The following is a 17,481-nucleotide window of genomic DNA, read 5'->3' as shown; positions in this document are numbered from 1 at the left end:
TTTTGGGGAGGGAAAGATCATTTGTCCCTCTTTTTTTTAGGCAATTTTCAGCCAAAGGCGATCGCCCCCGGTGATCCAAAAGAATCTTCTACAATGGGGAGCGGCCGTTATTCTCAAATTGTGTTTAGAAAGTTTTATGGTAGTTGAGCAAATCCTGGATCTCGCCAAACAAAAGGGTATCGAAGCGGAGGTGTACTACCGCAGTAGCCGTGATACTCCCATCGATTTTGAGAATAATCGCCTCAAGTCCCTCGAAACCAAAGCGAGCCAGGGGGTTGCCCTGCGGGTGGTCGTCGATGGGAAATTGGGCTTTGCCAGTGCCACGGATTTAACGCGCCTCGAAGATGTCGTTGATGCGGCGATCGCCACGGCAGAAATCGGTGATCCCGTGGATTTTGAGTTTGCCAAGGATTTTCAAGGGGTTGTCCCCGAAAGCGATTATGTGCTGCCAGAAACCGCAAAACTGGTAAAAATTGGCGAAACCCTCATCGAAAAAGTACGGGCTTACAACGACGATATTCTCGTCAGTGCGGGGTTCCATATCCGCTCCGGTCAGACCAAACTGGCCACTACCAGCGGCGTCTACGGCGAGCGCAACAGCAAAATTGTTAGTGCCAGCCTGGGGGGAAATCTTGTCCAGGGGGAAGATTTCCTCAATGCCTACGGTTACGATGTCGCCAAGGATGGGGAACCGGATTATGACAAAATCCTCGCTACCCTCATCGAAAAATATACCAATGCCGAAAAAGCGGCCCAAATTTCCAGCGGCCAATACCCGGTGCTGTTTACCCCCAGGGCGGCCCTCAGCGCCATCGGCGGCCTGTTTGATACGATTCTCTCCGGTCAAGTGGTCGTGCAAAAAGCCTCACCCCTCGCCGGAAAAATTGGCGAACAACTCTTTGGCGATCGCCTAAGTATTTACGAAGATCCCACCATTGGCGTTTCTGCCTGTCCCTTTGACGACGAAGGCACCCCCACCCAGAAAAAAACCTTTATCGAAAACGGCATTGTCCAGCAATTCTATTGGGATCGCCAGTGGGCCGCCCGGGGCAACGCCGAGGCCCAGGGGAACGGTTTCCGGGGCGGTCTTTCTCGTCCCAGTCCCGACATGGTGAATTTCTGCATGGGGGCCGGGAAAACCCCGTTAACGGAGCTGATCAAGGGCATGAAGGAAGGCGTGATCGTTGATCAAGTGTTAGGAGCGGGTCAATCTAATCAGCTAGCTGGAGAATTTTCCGTGAACCTCGACCTCGGTTACAAAGTCGAAAACGGCGAAATTGTTGGTCGCCTGAAAAATACCATGGTGGCGGGCAGCATCTTTGAAGCCTTTGCAGATTTAGTTGATTTTAGTGACACCTGCGAATGGGTTGGTGGTAGTGCCTATATGCCAGCGATTCTGTTCGGCAAGTTGGGGGTTGCGTCCAGGGCGGTGTGACATCCTCCCGACGCTCACCCGAAGCGGGTAGAGCGCGGGCTTCCCAAGATCGCTCTTGAGATTTCCTGCTTCATCGGGGTTCCCAGGCAACCTTCCTCCACAGGCAGTATCACCGTCTGTCCAACGGCTACACTTCGACATTGCTCAGTGCTAGCAAGACCTCGTTGTTCTACCACTTGAGCGGCAGCAACATCTCGGTCAGTTACATATCCACATTCATCGCAATGATGTACTCGTTCGCTCAGTTCTTTCTTGCCAGTGTGCGCTCCACATTGAGGGCAAGTTTGACTTGTCCCATTGGGGTCAACCTTAGCAAAATAGACTCCACGCTTCCAAGCAACCCACTTGAGAATTTCCAAGAAACTCCCCCAAGCAGCATCCAAACAATACTTTGCCAACATACCGCGACTGGTCATTTTGAGGTTCAAATCCTCAGCAAAAATCATGCCAGCACCATCGCAAAGTTTGTGAGCCGTCAGAAAGTGGAACTCGCGGCGAACGTTGTGAATGTGTTCATGCAGTTTGCGAATCTTGGCTTGAATCTTGCGGTAATTAGCAGAACCCTTTTTCTTGTTTCTCAATTTGCGTTGCAGCCATCGAAGCTTGCTTTGCAAATCCACGAAAAAGCGAGGGCGCTCCACCAACTCACCCGTCGATACAGTCAAGAATTTCTCCAGTCCCAAGTCAATGCCAATGGGTTCGCCATGGGGCGTGACATCAGGAATAGAAACATCGGCTTGCAGAATCAGTTGAGCATACCAACCCGATGCCTTGAACAGGATCCGCACCTGTTTAACCTCAAATCCTTCTGGAATCGGTCGATGCAGCTTGATGGGCATGGCTCCAATTTTCGGCAGCTTTATTTCAAATCCGTTGACTGGATTCGATTTGAACTGCGGAAATACAAACGAGCGGTACTGACCGAGCTTTTTGAAACGAGGGAATCCAAACCCTCTCTCTTGCATAAACTTGAACGACTTATCCAGCCGCTTCAAAGCATCTTGCAAGACTTGAGAATGAACTGCCTTCAGTTCTGGGATAACCCCTTTTGCCTTGGTCAGCGCGTTTTGCTGTTTGTAGTAGTCGGGATATGGCGCGTCAGCAAGGATGATGTATTCCTGTCTGATACTGCAAGCATTGACCGGACATTTACGCGAATTTATCCAGTCCTTGCGCTCTGCTAAAGCGTAGTTATACACGCGACGGCATTGCTCCAACCAATCAAGCATCTGTGCTTCTTGGTCAACTTCTGGATAGATTCGGTAGCTGTAGGTCAAATTCAACATAGCTACATTCTAACAGATTTGCACTTCCTGTTAGAATCGATAAATAGTGTGTCAATTTTTGGGGTATCGAACTCCTCATTAGTTAAAATTGCCATACTTGCCCCTGCATTGTGAGCGATGATGCCTGTGAAATCTTTGATCCGACTGCTGAGTCTCTGTTGTGTGTGTGTCCTCTGCCTGGCGGGTTGTGTGGACTATGATGTGGAGATCGCCTTCGACCACCAGCACCATGGCGAAATTCACCAGCATCTCCAGTTGGGGGATGAGTTTACGAACTTTAATCAGCAAGAAGCAAAGCACTGGCTCAAAAGTGTGGAAAAACGCGCTAGGGGGCTCCATGGTTCTGCCCAGCGGCTCTCGACCCAGGAGTTGGATGTACGAATTCCCTTCCACAATGGGGCAGATTTAGTAGAAAAGTTCAATGACTTTTTTAACCCGGAAGGACAAAATCTCCAGGCCACGGATCTCGATTTGGTACAACTCAAATCGGCGATCGCCCTTGAACAAAAAAACTGGCTTTTGTTTGAACGTAACCGAGCCACTTTGGATGTGGATTTGCGGGCCTTGGGCGTTTTGTCCCAGCGGGGCAGTTTGATCCTCAGTCCCGGTTCCCTCCTGGATTTAGACGTCAGCCTAAAAACGCCTTTGGGAGCACGGGTGATTAATCGCAACACGACGGCGGCGCCCGTCACCCGCAAGGAAGGCGATCGCCTAATTTGGACATTACAACCGGGGCAGCTCAATCATCTGGAAGTGGCCTTTTGGGTGCCCAGTTGGGTAGGCCTTGGCTCCGGGGGCCTAGTGGCGTTGTTATTTCTGGGTTATTACCTAAAATATCGCCGTTTGCCGGTGTAGTTGCGGATCTATCGCTATTGTTAAAATCAATTGCCCTCATCTTTTGCGTCCTATGGTTGCCACCCAAGCCGAACCCTTAATTGAATTGCGGGGAATTTCCAAGGCCTTCGGGTCAAATGTCATTCTCGATGATGTTGACTTGAGCATTTATCGGGGAGAAGCCCTCGTGATTATTGGCCCCTCTGGTACGGGGAAATCCACCATCCTGCGAATTATTGCGGGACTACTGGCAGCAGATGCAGGGGAAATTTATATCAATGGCATCAAACGCCGGGGACTGATCGAGGATGGCAACGATCCCATTGGGATCAGCATGGTCTTCCAGCAGGCGGCCCTCTTCGACTCCCTCACTGTGGCGGAAAATGTTGGTTTTTTGCTCTATCAACATTCAAACCTGTCTGCGAGAACCATTCGCGAATTGGTAGAAGAACGGTTGGATATGGTGGGGTTGTCGGGGGTCGGCGATCGCTACCCATCCCAACTCTCTGGGGGGATGCGCAAACGAGTTAGCTTTGCCCGGGCAATCATGGCCAACCCCGATAATCCGAAGGACAATCCCGAAATTATTTTGTACGATGAACCCACCGCTGGCCTTGATCCCATTGCCTCAACGGTGATTGAAGATCTCGTGCGCCATCTCCAGCAAATGCAAGGGGTTTGTGGCACCTACGTGATGGTCAGCCACCAGGACAGCACGATTCGTCGCACCGCTGACCGAGTTATTTTTCTCTATGGCGGTAAGATCCAATGGACGGGGACAGTGGCAGAAATTGACCAGACCGATAATCCCCTCGTGCGCCAGTTTTTTGACGCGGCGGTGGAAGGCCCGATTAAAGTTATCGGCTAAAATTCATCCTCCCCCATACAATAAAACGTAAATTTATCCCCCCTACTGACGAATCCAATGCGATCGCGTACCCTCAAAGAAGGCTCCCTCGGTTTATTTATTTTCGCTGGACTTTCCCTGCTCGGCGTCGTGCTCATCTGGCTGACAGGGGCAACCCTGGGGAAACGCACCTATTCGATTAATGTCCGCTTTGACAATGCCAATGCGATGCAAGAGGGGGCGATCGTCCGCTACCGGGGCCTGGAGGTGGGGCGCATCATTGACGTACAACCTTCCAGCAATGGCGTTGAGATCCAAATTCAAATCCAAACCCCCGATCTGATCATGCCGCGAGAGGTCGTGGTCGAGGCAAACCAAGGGGGACTTATCGGAGAAACCTCCCTCGAAATTATTCCCCAAACAGAATTAACCCAAGCAGAAATGGCCCAGAGTCCCTTCGCAGCGGACTGCCCGGAAAAAGGAGCAATTCTCTGTGATGGTACAACCCTAGAGGGGGTGATCGGGGTGAGCTTCGAGCAGGTGCTCCGCAACACCACTAAATTTAGTGAACTGTATGGTGATCCAGAGTTCTTTGAAATTGTGCGTACCTTGGCAGACAATTCCAGTGATGCGGCGGCCCAGGTGGCGATCCTTACCGAAGAATTAGCGCTGTTATCTCAGGAAGTGCGGGGGGAAGTGGATAATTTTGCCGAGAATGCCCAAGCCATTAGTGATGCGGCAGTGACCAGTTCCAATCAACTCAACCGCACCCTCGAACAGGTGAATACGCTAACAGGGAATTTTAATAGCCTTGTGGTCGAAAATCGCCAGGCCCTGGTGGGTACCCTCAATAGCATTGGGCGCACCAGTGATCAAATGCAGCGTACTTTGGCTTCCTTTGATACAACCCTCGATACGGTCAATCAAAATCTCAGTGCAGCAAATACCGAGGAAATTTTGGATAATCTCACGGTGCTAACGGCCAACGCGGCAACGGCTTCGGAAAATCTCAAGGATGTCTCAACGGCTCTGAACGATCCAACCAATGTGTTGATGTTGCAAAAAACCCTTGATGCAGCCCGGGTCACCTTTGAAAATACTCAAAAAATCACCTCAGACCTGGATGAGCTAACCGGAGATCCGCAGTTTCGGAAAAATCTGATTGATTTGGTGAATGGTCTCAGTCAGTTGGTTTCCTCGACGGATCAACTGCAACAACAGATTCAGGTGGCTAATCGCATCGAGCAACAACGTCCTATTTATAACCAGCAACGACAAATCTCGTTACGCTCCAAGTCCCAAAACCCAGACCAAGGTCAGTCCAGAAATTAACCAGACAGAAATCGGCTGGAGACTTTCGGCAAAGACAAGAACCATTTTCAGAGATTGGATAATTTTTTTCTCAAAAACTCTTGGCGATCGCCAAATGAGTATGCTATATTCGTTCAAGTCAAAACGAGCGGATGTGGTGGAATTGGTAGACACGCACGCTTGAGGGGCGTGTGGAGCGATCCTTGCGAGTTCGAGTCTCGCCATCCGCATACCATAAAAAACAGAAAGCCTTCCCAAACCTCAGGGGAAGGTTTTTTTGTGTTTCAAGTTAGCCTGAAGGATCAGCAGCAGCAAGGTGTTGCTGGAGAAATTCGCACAGGAGTTTTACCTTGATAGAAAGATGGCGATTGATCGGATAGAGGACATAGGTACTGAGGGTGCGGTGATTGTATTCAGGCAAGACCACCGTGAGTTGTTCTGTCCAGGGGGCTGCATCGAGGATAAATTGGGGTAACTGGGCAATGCCTAAGCCCGCTGCCGCGGCGATCGCCAATGCTTCACCGTTGTTCGCACAAAAAGAGCCGGACACGTTAACAGAAACTTCCCCTTGGGGGCCGACCAAATGCCAGGTATTGCCTGTGGGGCCGTAGCGCAAACAGTTGTGGTGAGCCAGATCCCCAGGACTTTGGGGGATACCATGGCGTTCCAGGTAGCTGGGGGCCGCACAGAGGCTTAGTTTTGTCTCACAGAGGGGATGACTAATGAGACTGGCCGATTCGACGGGTTCAGCGATCCGAATCACAAGGTCATAACCTTCGGCGATCGCCTCCACAAACCGATCCTCTAGGGTGAGTTGGATTTGCACCTGGGGATATTGGGCCATAAATTTTGCCACGAGGGGGGCCACCTGCATCCGGCCAAAGGTCATCGGCGCATTTACCCGTAACAAGCCTTTGGGTTCCCCGTGTAGTTGCGAAGCTGATAGCTCTGCCTCCTCTAGATCCGCCAAAATCTGGACGCATTTTTCATAGAAGGCGAGGCCCGTGGGGGTCGGTGTCACCTTGCGGGTACTGCGGTGGAGGAGTTGAACTTGGAGGTGATTTTCGAGGGCAATCACTAGCTTATTCACCGCCGATCGCCCCACATTCATCTGCCGTGCCGCCGCCGCAAATCCTCCCGCTTCCACCACCTGGGTAAAGGCATACAAACTGGCTAACTTATCCATGGCCTATTGTTTCTTTTTAAGATACATTCTGTATATAAAAATAGCTTATTGTCTTTTATTTGGCGGCAATCTACAATAGAAGCAATCACCTAAACCCGCTAAAAAACGCCTCGGAGGTTTTTATGATTCAACTCCGTCCCTCTGCTGAAAGGGGTCGTGGCAAACTAGATTGGCTAGAGAGCTACTTTAGTTTTTCGTTTTCCCAGTACTACGATCCAGCCCACATGAATTTTTCTAACCTGCGGGTGATCAATGAAGATTACATCGCCCCAGGCAAAGGATTCGCCACCCACGGTCACCGCGATATGGAAATCGTCACCTATGTCCTCGAAGGGGAATTGGCCCACAAAGACAACATTGGCAATGGTTCGATTATTCGTCCTGGGGATGTGCAACGCATGAGCGCGGGTACTGGCATTTTGCACAGCGAATTTAATCCTTCGTCAGAACAGCCTGTGCATTTATTGCAGATTTGGATTACCCCTGATCAACTGAATGTAGAACCCAGCTACGAGCAAACCTACTTCGCCCCGGAAGAAAAAGAAAATCAGTTACGGCTTGTTGCTTCTCCCGATGGGCGCGATCGCTCCGTAAAAATTCACCAGAATGCCTCGATTTATGCGGCGCTGTTGTCTTCTGGAGCCACAGTCACCCATCCATTGGCAGAGGGTCGTCGGGCTTGGCTACAGATTGTCAAAGGAAGCCTCACGGTGAATGGCGTTACGATGGAAGCGGGCGATGGGGCTGGCATCAGTGGCGAAACAGAACTCATTTTTGCAGGTCAAGGGGCCGAGACGGAATTTCTATTGTTTGATTTGCCCTAGGTCAGTCAAGTTTATTGCCCAAAGTTTATAGAGGAAAAATGAATATGGCTAAACCAACAATTGCGGCGAAAAAGCCCATGACGCTAGAACTTGAGGCCGGCGATTATTTCTGGTGTGCCTGTGGTAAATCTGCGGATCAACCCTTTTGTGATGGCAGCCACAAAGGCACGGAATTCAAGCCCCAAAAGTTCACCCTAGAAGAGAAGAAAAAAGTGACATTGTGTCTTTGTAAGCACACCCAGGATGCGCCGTTTTGTGATGGCAGCCATGCCAAACTATAAGCTGATCCGCGTACGGTGACGCAGCCGGGAATCATCGGTTTGATGGGGGGCATTGCGACGGGAAAAAGTATAGCAAGACTTACTTGACCCAACGCGATCAGCTCTCCATTTTTGATGCCGATATTTATGTCCGTAAGGCGATCGCCAAAAATCGCCAAAATGAAAAACAATCAGCATACCGGTTTTTTCTTGGAGGTTAACGATTTACCCCTTAAGCGGGTATTGGCTTGATAACTGATTCAGGCCATGGAAGGAAAAGGCTTGGGCCGTTCTGCCTGACAAACAATGCTTGAGCCTGAAAATACCTCAGTGGCACTAAAGAAAATGGAAAAGGCAGTGGTGATCAATTGGTAAATAACTGTAATTTGTCTCCTGACCGCTATTCTGTAGCTATAATCTGCGGTAATATTCTGGTAGATTTGAGTTGTTATGTCGCAGGTGCAGTATAGCCCTTAATTATAAAGCGGAAAATACTTTTGCCTTACTTAAGCATCAATCTAAAAAAACGGTACGTCGATTCTATCGAATCTGAAAATGAAATAAAATGCTTGAAATAAGAAAAGGAACAGCAGCCAAGAATTATGAAAACACTTTCTTTAGGGAGTTTGCAGAAAACCTAAAAAACTTATTTGACAAGTATTCACTTGACGGACTTCTAATTGCAAACTCTGAATGTGAAGCTGAAAAAAGACTTCAAATTGATGCGTTTCTGATTACTGAAAAAGCAGTATGCATCATTGACTTTAAAAATTTTGGTGGCAAAATAACCCTACCTAAAAATGCAAAGTCAGAATTTGATTTTGGCAAGTGGACCAATGAAAAAGGCGAGATAATTAAGGGTGGGAGTTCTATCAATCCATTCATTCAACTAAAAAATCAAAAAGAACGATTTATAAAAGTTGTAGAAAATCAAATATTAGACAAATTGCCAACGTCAGACTGTTTCAATCCTTATCACACGGTGCGAATGGTTTGTTTTCAGAAACCTATAGAATTAATTGGAAGCATTCCACCAAAGGAAGAGCTCAACTTCTTTATAATTGACAAATCCAATTACCTTGAAAAAATCAAGGATGTTATTGACATTACTGATAAAGAAGTTTCTCTTACAAAAGAATCCTATGATGTGTTCAAAGAAGTTTTCAGAGCAGACGCCTTTGACCTTTCCGAGAATTACGGAGGAACAGCCGATTATACAACATATGAAACGGAATTAGATTTTGAAAACCTTTACCCTGACCAAAAGTCTGCACTTCAAGAAATCGAAACTTTCATAAAATCACAAGACGATCGTTTTTTTGTGCTTCAAGGAACATCTTTAAGTGGAAAGACACATTTGATTCCATTCATACAGGATGTAGCATATAATAATCAAATTCCAGAAGCAAAGCTATTTGCTTCATCTGGACGAGTAGCCAAAAACTTATTGAAGAATACGAACTTAGAATTTGACAGCATCTATTCTTACATATACGGTGGTAAGATTACCAATTCAGGAACTGAAGAAAAAGAAGAAACTGAAATCCAAGACGAAGACAAAATTGGGGGAACCTCGAAAAATTCAAAATTTCGCCAGATCGGCAACGTATCCTCGTTGTTTCAGGCTCAAAAAATCGTCAAAAAAGCAATTAATCGAGGTTCCCTTGGCTTAGAAGTCGTTCCACTCAAAAAATCTGACGACACGGAAGAAGCGATATTCATAGTGGATGAATCTCATCTAATTTCAGATAATTACCATCAATCTATTGACTTGAGATTTGGCTCTGGTAAGTTATTGAAGGACTTTATTGAATTTGCAGACCTAAAAAACTCAAAACGAAAAATTATTTTCGTGGGGGATAGCTTTCAACTTTCGATAGGTAAAAAAGAAGAATCTGCACTAAATCCTAAATATTTAAGTGACGAATACGGATTTGAAGCTAAAGCATTTCAACTTGTTGATAAAGAAAAGAAATCTCCGATTGTTGCAGAAGGATTAAAAGCTGTTAACTGCATTCGGAATCAGTCGTTTAACAACTTAAAATTTGACCTTGGCGATTCTTTGGAAATATCATCCAAGGGTGAATTAAAAGATGCAATTGAAAAGTCTTTGAACTCAACTTCAAGTTCACATATTCTTTGTTACTCAAATTTTGATGCACAGAAAGTAAATTTCTGGATAAAGAACTCAATCCTTAAAAACGGGAATGACTTAACAAAATGGGATTTAGTCATTTTTGGAAACAACATAAGAGTTGAAGATGAAAACGACCCTTTTGCTGAACCGAAAAAGATTTTCAATGGACAATTTGGAAAAGTTGTATCTGTATCAAATACGATTACCAAAACGAAAAAACTAATCACCCCTTTAAATTTCCGTGAAGTAATCATCAACTTACAGGAATCAAATCATACGCTTAGTTTTCTCAGCTTAGAAAATTTCAGACTAAGTGGTAAAGGAGAACTTTCAAAGGAAGAAATCATATCCTACAAAATTCTTTTGGCTCAATTGGCAGATGGTAAGCGAGTAAAAACTAAAGTTTCCCGCAAAATTCAACGTGCACTAAGCAATATGCCAGCAACGGATTATTACAAATTTAAAAATGCTGCACAGTTGAGATTTGGATGGGCTTTAACGGTTCATAAATCAATGTCCTATAAATGGGATGAAATATTTTTCAATTTAACCCCAGGAGCTGGATTAGAAGGTAAAACCAACGAAAAATACTTTCAGTGGGTTTATACGGGACTAATAAGAGCTACAAACAAAGTAAATTTTATTAATTACGAACCAATCACGCCATTTCATAAAATTGGTAACGATGACCTTAAAGACCATAATAAAGGAATTGCACCAGATGACAGAATTTTATTCAAAGCCAATATTGAAGTTGAAATTCAGAACAAGGATTTATCAACCGTTGAGAAATACAGGTTCGATGAAGCAAATGCAAGTCAGTTACTTCAAATATTTCATTTTGTAACCAGTAAATTGAGTGATAATGGGTTAATTATTAACACAATATCTCATAACAGGAACCAAGAAACCTATGAAATCAAGAAATTAAACAACATATGCAAGATTTCAATTTATTATCGGGATAACGGTAGAGTGAATCTACCTACAGTAATGAAATCTGAACCAAAATCATTTGGGGATGAAATTATAGAGATATTAACGTCTCCATTAAGTGTCGAAAATAATCTATCTTTCATAAATGACAACTGGAGAAAATTAGCGTATCAGAAAATAATCAAAGAACTTAAAGCATTGGGACTATCTGTAAACTATATAGTTCAATCAAACAAATTGGATTCTTTAAAAGTATCAAGTGAATCAGCAAAATTAATTGTATTGGTCGATTATGATCTTGGTGGATTTTTTACTGGATTCAGAGCAAACTACTATTCTGATGAGAGTATCTGGGCAGAATTTAAATCTGCCTTAAACAAATTAATGGAATTTTAATGGCATCAATGTTTGATTTCAGCAGGCACATTGCAGACCTTAAAAAAGAGAAAAAGTATTCAGATGCCCTTTCTTATTTTAAGAAAAACAAAACCAGTTTCTCTAAAGAACAAATTTCAAATAATGAATATATCGTATCTGATATTGTTTCTTGCCTCAGATTCACTAATCAATTTGATGCTGGATTTCAGTTTTTAAAAATATATGGCATTGAAATTACAGATAGCCAAAAAGAAAGAATCCTAACTGCGTATGGTTGGCTTTTGTGGTCAAAGTATAAAGCAGAAAATGAGAACGTAAGTAACTTTGATGATGAAACGCAATTATTTGATGAAGACGAAGACGATTTTCAGCAACAGAATTTTCACTACGACAAAAATGAACTCATTGAAAGAATAGAAACGCTAATTCCCATTCTTCTGGGGTTGAATAGTGATTTTTCAAAAACGCTTGTTTCAAATCTATTTTCTATTGTTCTTAAATCGGAGAAGAAAAAATCTGCTCCTAACTGGAAACTTATAAATAATTTTTGCAACCAGATTGATCCTACTTTGCTTTCAACCGACTGTTCAACTATTCAGGTCGAACGAAAAGGACGCACCCAGCATATCGAATTGGCATCCGACTTTGAAAATTGGTATGCGTATAAAACTAAAGCTTTAATGAAATTGGGTGAATGGCGAGAGTGTTTTGACACATCCAAAGAAGCCCTTGAAAAGATTGAAAATTTCCACTATTCTAATGATGTTTGGTTCTCAAGACGAGTAGCTCTGTCAAAGAAAAATCTTGGGAATACAGAAGATACAATTGAAGAACTTGAAACAATCCTTAAAAAGAAACGTGAATGGTTCATTCAAAAAGAGTTAGCAGAACTCTATTATGAGAAAGACGATTTAGATTCGGCATTTAAAATGGCAATTGATGCCATTAATAATTTCGGCTCCCTTGAATTCAAAGTTGACCTACTTTACTTAATTGGAAAGATTTTAAAAAAGCAAGGTAAATCCGATTTAGCATTCAAGCATTTTACACTCTCCAAACTTGTTCGAGAAGACGAAGAATGGAAAGTCCCACAAAAGATAATTGATGAATTGCATCAATTTGAACAAAGACAAATTCCTTTTAATGAGTTAAAAACCCTCAAATCAGAGCTAAAGAACTATTGGAATGGTTTTAGGGAACCTCGAAAAATTCAAAATTTCGCCAGATCGGCAACGTATCCTCGTTGTTTCAGGCTCAAAAAATCGTCAAAAAAGCAATTAATCGAGGTTCCCTTTAACAAAAGTGACAATAAATGTAGAACATCAAAACCTAGAAACGGCTCTGATAATTTGCAAGGCGCAATAATAAAAATACTACATGACAATGAACGTGGGAAAGACGGCTTTATCAAGTCAGAAGGTGATGAATACTATTTCACAGCTTCATCAAACTGGCATTTAACTACTGAATTAAATGTGGGAACAAAAGTGATTTTTAAAGTCTTGCCTGCTAAAGATGGGAAAAAAGAACGAACAAGAATATTAAAGCTCGGTGAATAATGAATCTCAAAATCCATACTAATCAAAATCCAAGCCCCGCTTTGTAACAATGCAAATTAAGCGGACGCGTTTGCGTTTAATTGCTTACATTCAAGAACTTAGCCGCGCCGCTTATTTGCCAAACTTTTATGGTGCTGACAGAAAATGAAAATATCTGAAATATTCAAAGACGAACCCAAACAATGGGGATTCCGAGGTGATCCATACCTTTGGCGTGAGTTGAAAGAAAGACTGGATAATGTTGATATGCCAGACACACCCGAACAACTCAAAAGCATCCTTGAGAAGGAATACGAAGTAGCGACAGGTCACTCCATCAATCATAGAGAACATTTCACCGTCGAAAGATTTATGCATGGCGGCATGTCTAGCGGCGGGATAAGCCCTGAATTTTGGTATGACTGCGGGATTCCACTGTTGGTGAAACGTCATGTCGCACCATAAAGTGACAAAACCAAGAATCATTGGTCTGACGGGGGGGATTGCGACGGGAAAAAGTACGGTAACGACTTACTTGGCCCAACGCTACCAGTTCCCCATTCTTGATGCTGATATTTATGCCCGTGAGGCGATCGCCCCGCCCTCGGCAATATTGACGCAAATTTTTACCCGCTACGGGGCGGGAGTACAAAACGCCGATGGTTCCCTCAATCGCCAAGCTTTAGGGGACATTGTTTTTAACGATCCCGACGAAAAACTGTGGCTCGAAGCCCAAATTCATCCCTACGTGCGCCAGCGATTCCGTGAAACCTTAGCAACCATTCAGGAGACACAAGCGACGGTAATTTGCGCGATCCCACTGCTGTTTGAGGCGCAGTTAACGGATTTTGTCACAGAAATTTGGGTGGTTACCTGTACCCTTGAGCAGCAGTTGGCGAGGCTCCAGCAACGTAACCAGTTAAGCATTGCCCAGGCCCAAGCGCGGATTGCCAGCCAGATGCCCCTCGCCGAAAAAATCCAGCGGGCTGATGTGGTGCTTGATAATTCTTTGGATCTTGCAACACTCCATCACCAAGTTGATCGAGCCCTCAAAAGAGGTTGCTAGAATGAGCGGTGAAATCATCATTTTAAGGTAGCTGCGATGACCATTTGGGTAAATGAACAAATTGATCCGACGGGCATTCTTCAAGCTTGCATTGCTTGTCAAAACGAAGAAGCCGCGAAGGATTGCCATGAGCAATGGAAACAAAAACTCGCCACGGATAAAACCACCATCGGCTGGGAAGCAAAGATCCGCACCGTTGATTCTTGGGATGATGTGCCCGTTAATGCCCTGAAGCTCAGTTTTTAAAATGTATTTCAAAGGCGATTGCCCTGAATTTTTCGTGACAAATTTTTCGTTGTAACCCGCCCCGAAAAGCCATGAGCCCAAAACGACGGATGCGCTGGAGTTGGTGGAAGGACGCACCGCGCAATGTCAGTGAAAATGAATATGCCAAATTTGAATTCCTCGTGCTGGGGGCGATCGCCAGTGGTGGCTTAGCGGTGATCTCTTTATTTATGGGGCTAACGGGCCAAGCCCTCAAAACATCCCAGGAACTTGCCCAGGTGGAGTCGCTTTCGGTACAGGCCGCCAGTGAAGCAACGACGAATCGCGATCTTATTAAGCTCGAAGGCTACCTTGTGGCGGACAATCCCCCAACGCTGCCCGATGATCCCGCCCTACAGATCATTCAGGGCAAAATTGAACTGGTCGCCCGCAATGGCCCCAGCACTGCCGAAGACACAATTCAAAAGGTGCTGTTTACTTGGGAAGCCGCCGTTGAGCAGGTTTTTTTGAGTGATGGGGAGACTCGCATTCCCTTGGCGATCGCCCTGGAGCAATTTCCCCTCCCGGCGGCGCAACCAGAGCCTGACCAGCGTCCCAAGATCGAACGCACCGGAGAATCGGCCCGCTTAAGTAAACCCAAAGCCATTACCTATGCCGATCAAACCTTCCCTCTCACCGCCGCAGATTGGGGCAGACTTGATTACATTACGACAGATTTAGATCGTCGCGTCCTGCCCCACGGCCAAACAGTCACGGTGGTGGCGGCCCTGCGGGATCAACAATTGGTTGATCCACTGGGAGGTCGCTTAAAAATTGCCCTCGGCACCGAAGCAGACATTCGCCGCACTGGGGAACGCTTTGGTCGGCTGCTGACAGTGATTTGGCTGCCCTTGGCGATCGCCAGTTACCTCTGTGGCAAAAAAGCAGCCCAACTCAACCAAGACTTTCTCGAACGCTCCCAGCAATAACCCAAGCCATCGGTCAATCCTGAGAAAGTACGCTAAGTTGAATAGGAGCTGTTGTTTATCTTTCCCGACACATGGCAAACCAGAGCCCCCCAAATTTGGCGATCGCCTATGTCCATTTCTATGTAGACGATCTGGATTATTGGCAGACCTGGTTTCAAACAAAATTTCAACTCAACATCACCGCTCCCCAAGCAACATTTCCGTTTTTACCTCAAAACACCGTCCAACTCAGTCGCCCAGAGTTAACCCTGATGCTCTCGGCGCCCCAAGCCCCTGCTGATCCCGTCGCCCAGTATTTAACCCATCATCCCTGTGGTGTTGCGGATGTTGCCTTTTATATTGACCAAAAAGTTTTTTTTCAGCCAAAAAATACTGATCAATCTGTTACTGTACTACGCAATAATGTCGGGTTTCAACACACCCTTATTTATCGAGATACAGTCCCGAAAACGAATACCCAAATCGATCATTTAGTGCTCAATGTACCAGTAGGAAAACTCCAAGAAACGGTGCAATGGTACGAAGATAAATTTGGGTTTAACCGTCAGCAAACTTTTACGATCAAAACCAATTATTCTGGTCTCGCTTCCCAGGTTCTTTCCCATCCCAGCGGAATTCAACTACCCATTAATCAACCGGGAGACTGCTGTGAAAATCCGGAAACGGCACAGCGTTCCCAAATCCAAGAATTTATCGAGTTTAATCGTGGTGCTGGGATTCAACATATTGCCCTGAAATACAAAAACTTACCGGAGCAAATCGGGCACTTTCGCCGGACAAATATGGCATTTCTCGACGTTCCGGCCACCTATTACAAGAATCTCTGTGATCGCTATCCCCACCTAGAAACATTACCCCATTGGCCCCAAATTCAACAGGAAAAAATCCTCGTGGATGTGGTGCGATCGCCCAAGGAAATGCTCCTACAAATTTTCACCCAGCCCATTTTTAAAGAGCCGACATTTTTCTGGGAATTTATCGAACGCAAACAACAGGCCCAGGGCTTTGGCGAAGGGAATTTTCAAGCGTTATTTGAAGCCATTGAACAGGCCCAACGGCAACGGCTGGTTTCCCCTCGCCCCTAAATGTCCGGCCAATAGAACTAAGCCGCTTCGGGATGCTTGATAATGCCGCCCCCCAGCACCCGATCGCCGTCATAGAGCACAGCCGCTTGGCCAGGGGTAATGCCAAATTGGGGTTCCTCGAAAACCAGTTTGAGGCGATCGCCTTCTAGCGGAATCACCGTCACAGGCACCGCACCACTGCGATAACGCACCTGCACCTCTGCGCGGATGGGGCTTGTAATGCCTGGGAGTGCCAACCAATTCATGCGCTGCACCGTACATTCAGACTGACCAGCGCGATCGCGGGTACTCACCACCACCCGATTCATCACATTATCTAGCTTCACCACATAGAGGGGTTCCGGGGCGGCAATGCCCAAGCCCTTTCGTTGGCCGATGGTGTAATGATGGATACCCGTATGGTGTCCCAGCACTTTCCCATCGAGATCGACGATCTCCCCTTCCCGCTGTTCAATGTATTTATCTAAAAAGGTTTTCATCGAGCCATGGGCTTCAATGAGACAGAGGTCTTGGCTTTCTGGTTTTTTCGCCGTCGAAAGCTGCATTTCCGCCGCAATTTGCCGGGTTTCGCCCTTGGTCATTTCCCCCAAAGGAAACAGCGTCCCCGCCAGCATTTCCTGGGTGAGATCATAGAGAAAATAGGATTGATCCTTATGGCGATCCACCGCCCGCAACAGTTCATAGCGTCCGGTTTGATCGTTGTAACGAATTCTGGCATAGTGACCCGTCGCAATCTGATCAATGCCCAGCTCTGCCTTGGCCCATTGCAACATTGGCCCAAATTTCACCATCCGATTGCATTGGGAGCAGGGTAAAGGTGTCACCCCCGCTTCATACCCAGACACAACATAGTCAACAATGTATTTCTGAAACAAATCGCGGCTATCCACGATGTGGTGGGGAATGCCTAATTGCTCACAAATATCAGCGGCATCCACCATCCCCTCCGAGCAACATTGACCTTTGCCTTTCATCAGCCAGAGGGTGACCCCTTCGACGGTATAGCCCTGGCGATGGAGAATCCCTGCGGTGACGGAACTGTCTACGCCCCCTGATAACCCAACTGCAACTTTACCCATGGCCTTGTCTAATCTCAATATCCTTTTTGGTGAATTGCCTACAACTAGATAAATGCACTGCCTGATGTGCCTAGCGATTTACCATT

At 45.7% G+C, this 17,481-nt stretch carries 16 protein-coding genes and 1 tRNA gene; 14 read left to right on the top strand and 3 right to left on the bottom strand.

Going from position 1 to position 17,481, the window contains the following annotated elements:
• Positions 1-136 precede the first annotated feature (136 nt).
• A complete protein-coding gene (locus FEK30_RS03280) occupies positions 137-1,435 on the top strand; it encodes a TldD/PmbA family protein (RefSeq protein WP_062436707.1) in 1,299 nt (432 codons plus the stop codon).
• A gap of 14 nt (positions 1,436-1,449) precedes the next feature.
• Here the strand turns inward: FEK30_RS03280 and FEK30_RS03275 are convergent, their stop codons facing one another.
• Entirely contained in the window at positions 1,450-2,721 is a 1,272-nt protein-coding gene (locus FEK30_RS03275; protein ID WP_138071778.1) for an RNA-guided endonuclease InsQ/TnpB family protein, read from the bottom strand.
• A 117-nt stretch (positions 2,722-2,838) separates the two neighbouring features.
• Between FEK30_RS03275 and FEK30_RS03270 the strand changes: the two genes are divergently transcribed.
• The 4 genes from FEK30_RS03270 to FEK30_RS03255 all read left to right on the top strand — a co-directional run bounded on the left by FEK30_RS03270 (position 2,839) and on the right by FEK30_RS03255 (position 5,943).
• Positions 2,839-3,576, top strand: coding sequence for a DUF3153 domain-containing protein (locus FEK30_RS03270; RefSeq protein WP_065711453.1), 738 nt, complete (start codon positions 2,839-2,841; stop codon positions 3,574-3,576).
• 52 nt (positions 3,577-3,628) lie between these two features.
• Entirely contained in the window at positions 3,629-4,423 is a 795-nt protein-coding gene (locus tag FEK30_RS03265) for an ABC transporter ATP-binding protein (protein ID WP_030007725.1), read from the top strand.
• A gap of 57 nt (positions 4,424-4,480) precedes the next feature.
• Positions 4,481-5,734, top strand: coding sequence for an MlaD family protein (locus FEK30_RS03260; protein WP_012308313.1), 1,254 nt, complete (start codon positions 4,481-4,483; stop codon positions 5,732-5,734).
• 127 nt (positions 5,735-5,861) lie between these two features.
• Positions 5,862-5,943 (top strand) — tRNA-Leu (locus FEK30_RS03255).
• Between the two features lie 59 nt (positions 5,944-6,002).
• On the opposite strand, the gene FEK30_RS03250 is transcribed toward FEK30_RS03255, so the two are convergent.
• The gene (locus FEK30_RS03250; RefSeq protein WP_138071776.1) at positions 6,003-6,899 is read right to left on the bottom strand and encodes a LysR family transcriptional regulator; all 897 of its coding nucleotides are present in this window, start codon (positions 6,897-6,899) and stop codon (positions 6,003-6,005) included.
• Between the two features lie 122 nt (positions 6,900-7,021).
• On the opposite strand from FEK30_RS03250, the gene FEK30_RS03245 reads away from it, so the two are divergent.
• The 9 genes from FEK30_RS03245 (at position 7,022) to FEK30_RS03205 (ending at position 16,316) form a co-directional block, all read left to right on the top strand.
• Positions 7,022-7,723 (top strand): pirin family protein, encoded by a 702-nt coding sequence (locus FEK30_RS03245; RefSeq protein WP_138071774.1) that lies wholly within the window; start codon positions 7,022-7,024, stop codon positions 7,721-7,723.
• Between the two features lie 44 nt (positions 7,724-7,767).
• Positions 7,768-8,004, top strand: a complete 237-nt coding sequence (locus FEK30_RS03240; protein ID WP_065711449.1) for a CDGSH iron-sulfur domain-containing protein — start codon at positions 7,768-7,770, stop codon at positions 8,002-8,004.
• A 544-nt stretch (positions 8,005-8,548) separates the two neighbouring features.
• Positions 8,549-11,452, top strand: a complete 2,904-nt coding sequence (locus FEK30_RS03235; protein ID WP_138071772.1) for an NERD domain-containing protein — start codon at positions 8,549-8,551, stop codon at positions 11,450-11,452.
• A complete protein-coding gene (locus FEK30_RS03230; protein WP_138071770.1) occupies positions 11,452-12,993 on the top strand; it encodes a tetratricopeptide repeat protein in 1,542 nt (513 codons plus the stop codon). Before FEK30_RS03235 ends, FEK30_RS03230 begins: the two co-directional genes overlap by 1 nt.
• A gap of 144 nt (positions 12,994-13,137) precedes the next feature.
• On the top strand, positions 13,138-13,437 hold the full coding sequence (locus FEK30_RS03225) for a hypothetical protein (RefSeq protein ID WP_138071768.1): 300 nt from the start codon (positions 13,138-13,140) through the stop codon (positions 13,435-13,437).
• On the top strand, positions 13,424-14,038 hold the full coding sequence (gene coaE, locus FEK30_RS03220; protein WP_138071766.1) for a dephospho-CoA kinase: 615 nt from the start codon (positions 13,424-13,426) through the stop codon (positions 14,036-14,038). Before FEK30_RS03225 ends, coaE begins: the two co-directional genes overlap by 14 nt.
• A 36-nt stretch (positions 14,039-14,074) precedes the next feature.
• Positions 14,075-14,284, top strand: coding sequence for a hypothetical protein (locus tag FEK30_RS03215; protein ID WP_012308307.1), 210 nt, complete (start codon positions 14,075-14,077; stop codon positions 14,282-14,284).
• 71 nt (positions 14,285-14,355) lie between these two features.
• Entirely contained in the window at positions 14,356-15,231 is an 876-nt protein-coding gene (locus FEK30_RS03210; RefSeq protein WP_138071764.1) for a hypothetical protein, read from the top strand.
• 71 nt (positions 15,232-15,302) lie between these two features.
• Entirely contained in the window at positions 15,303-16,316 is a 1,014-nt protein-coding gene (locus tag FEK30_RS03205; RefSeq protein ID WP_138071762.1) for a VOC family protein, read from the top strand.
• A gap of 17 nt (positions 16,317-16,333) precedes the next feature.
• Here the strand turns inward: FEK30_RS03205 and mnmA are convergent, their stop codons facing one another.
• Positions 16,334-17,395 carry a tRNA 2-thiouridine(34) synthase MnmA gene (mnmA, locus tag FEK30_RS03200; protein ID WP_138071760.1) on the bottom strand — a complete coding sequence of 354 codons (1,062 nt, stop codon included), beginning with the start codon at positions 17,393-17,395 and terminating at the stop codon, positions 16,334-16,336.
• Positions 17,396-17,481: the final 86 nt, after the last annotated feature.

The organism is Picosynechococcus sp. PCC 11901, from assembly GCF_005577135.1.
Lineage (GTDB): Bacteria > Cyanobacteriota > Cyanobacteriia > Cyanobacteriales > MRBY01 > MRBY01.
This window is presented reverse-complemented; position numbering and strand designations above follow the sequence as displayed.

Coding starts and splice junctions, on each gene's coding strand:
- FEK30_RS03280 (WP_062436707.1), top strand. CDS start 137: ATGGTAGTTGAGCAAATCCTGGATCTCGCCAAACAAAAGGGTATCGAA.
- FEK30_RS03275 (WP_138071778.1), bottom strand. CDS start 2,721: ATGTTGAATTTGACCTACAGCTACCGAATCTATCCAGAAGTTGACCAA.
- FEK30_RS03270 (WP_065711453.1), top strand. CDS start 2,839: ATGATGCCTGTGAAATCTTTGATCCGACTGCTGAGTCTCTGTTGTGTG.
- FEK30_RS03265 (WP_030007725.1), top strand. CDS start 3,629: ATGGTTGCCACCCAAGCCGAACCCTTAATTGAATTGCGGGGAATTTCC.
- FEK30_RS03260 (WP_012308313.1), top strand. CDS start 4,481: ATGCGATCGCGTACCCTCAAAGAAGGCTCCCTCGGTTTATTTATTTTC.
- FEK30_RS03250 (WP_138071776.1), bottom strand. CDS start 6,899: ATGGATAAGTTAGCCAGTTTGTATGCCTTTACCCAGGTGGTGGAAGCG.
- FEK30_RS03245 (WP_138071774.1), top strand. CDS start 7,022: ATGATTCAACTCCGTCCCTCTGCTGAAAGGGGTCGTGGCAAACTAGAT.
- FEK30_RS03240 (WP_065711449.1), top strand. CDS start 7,768: ATGGCTAAACCAACAATTGCGGCGAAAAAGCCCATGACGCTAGAACTT.
- FEK30_RS03235 (WP_138071772.1), top strand. CDS start 8,549: ATGCTTGAAATAAGAAAAGGAACAGCAGCCAAGAATTATGAAAACACT.
- FEK30_RS03230 (WP_138071770.1), top strand. CDS start 11,452: ATGGCATCAATGTTTGATTTCAGCAGGCACATTGCAGACCTTAAAAAA.
- FEK30_RS03225 (WP_138071768.1), top strand. CDS start 13,138: ATGAAAATATCTGAAATATTCAAAGACGAACCCAAACAATGGGGATTC.
- coaE (WP_138071766.1), top strand. CDS start 13,424: ATGTCGCACCATAAAGTGACAAAACCAAGAATCATTGGTCTGACGGGG.
- FEK30_RS03215 (WP_012308307.1), top strand. CDS start 14,075: ATGACCATTTGGGTAAATGAACAAATTGATCCGACGGGCATTCTTCAA.
- FEK30_RS03210 (WP_138071764.1), top strand. CDS start 14,356: ATGAGCCCAAAACGACGGATGCGCTGGAGTTGGTGGAAGGACGCACCG.
- FEK30_RS03205 (WP_138071762.1), top strand. CDS start 15,303: ATGGCAAACCAGAGCCCCCCAAATTTGGCGATCGCCTATGTCCATTTC.
- mnmA (WP_138071760.1), bottom strand. CDS start 17,395: ATGGGTAAAGTTGCAGTTGGGTTATCAGGGGGCGTAGACAGTTCCGTC.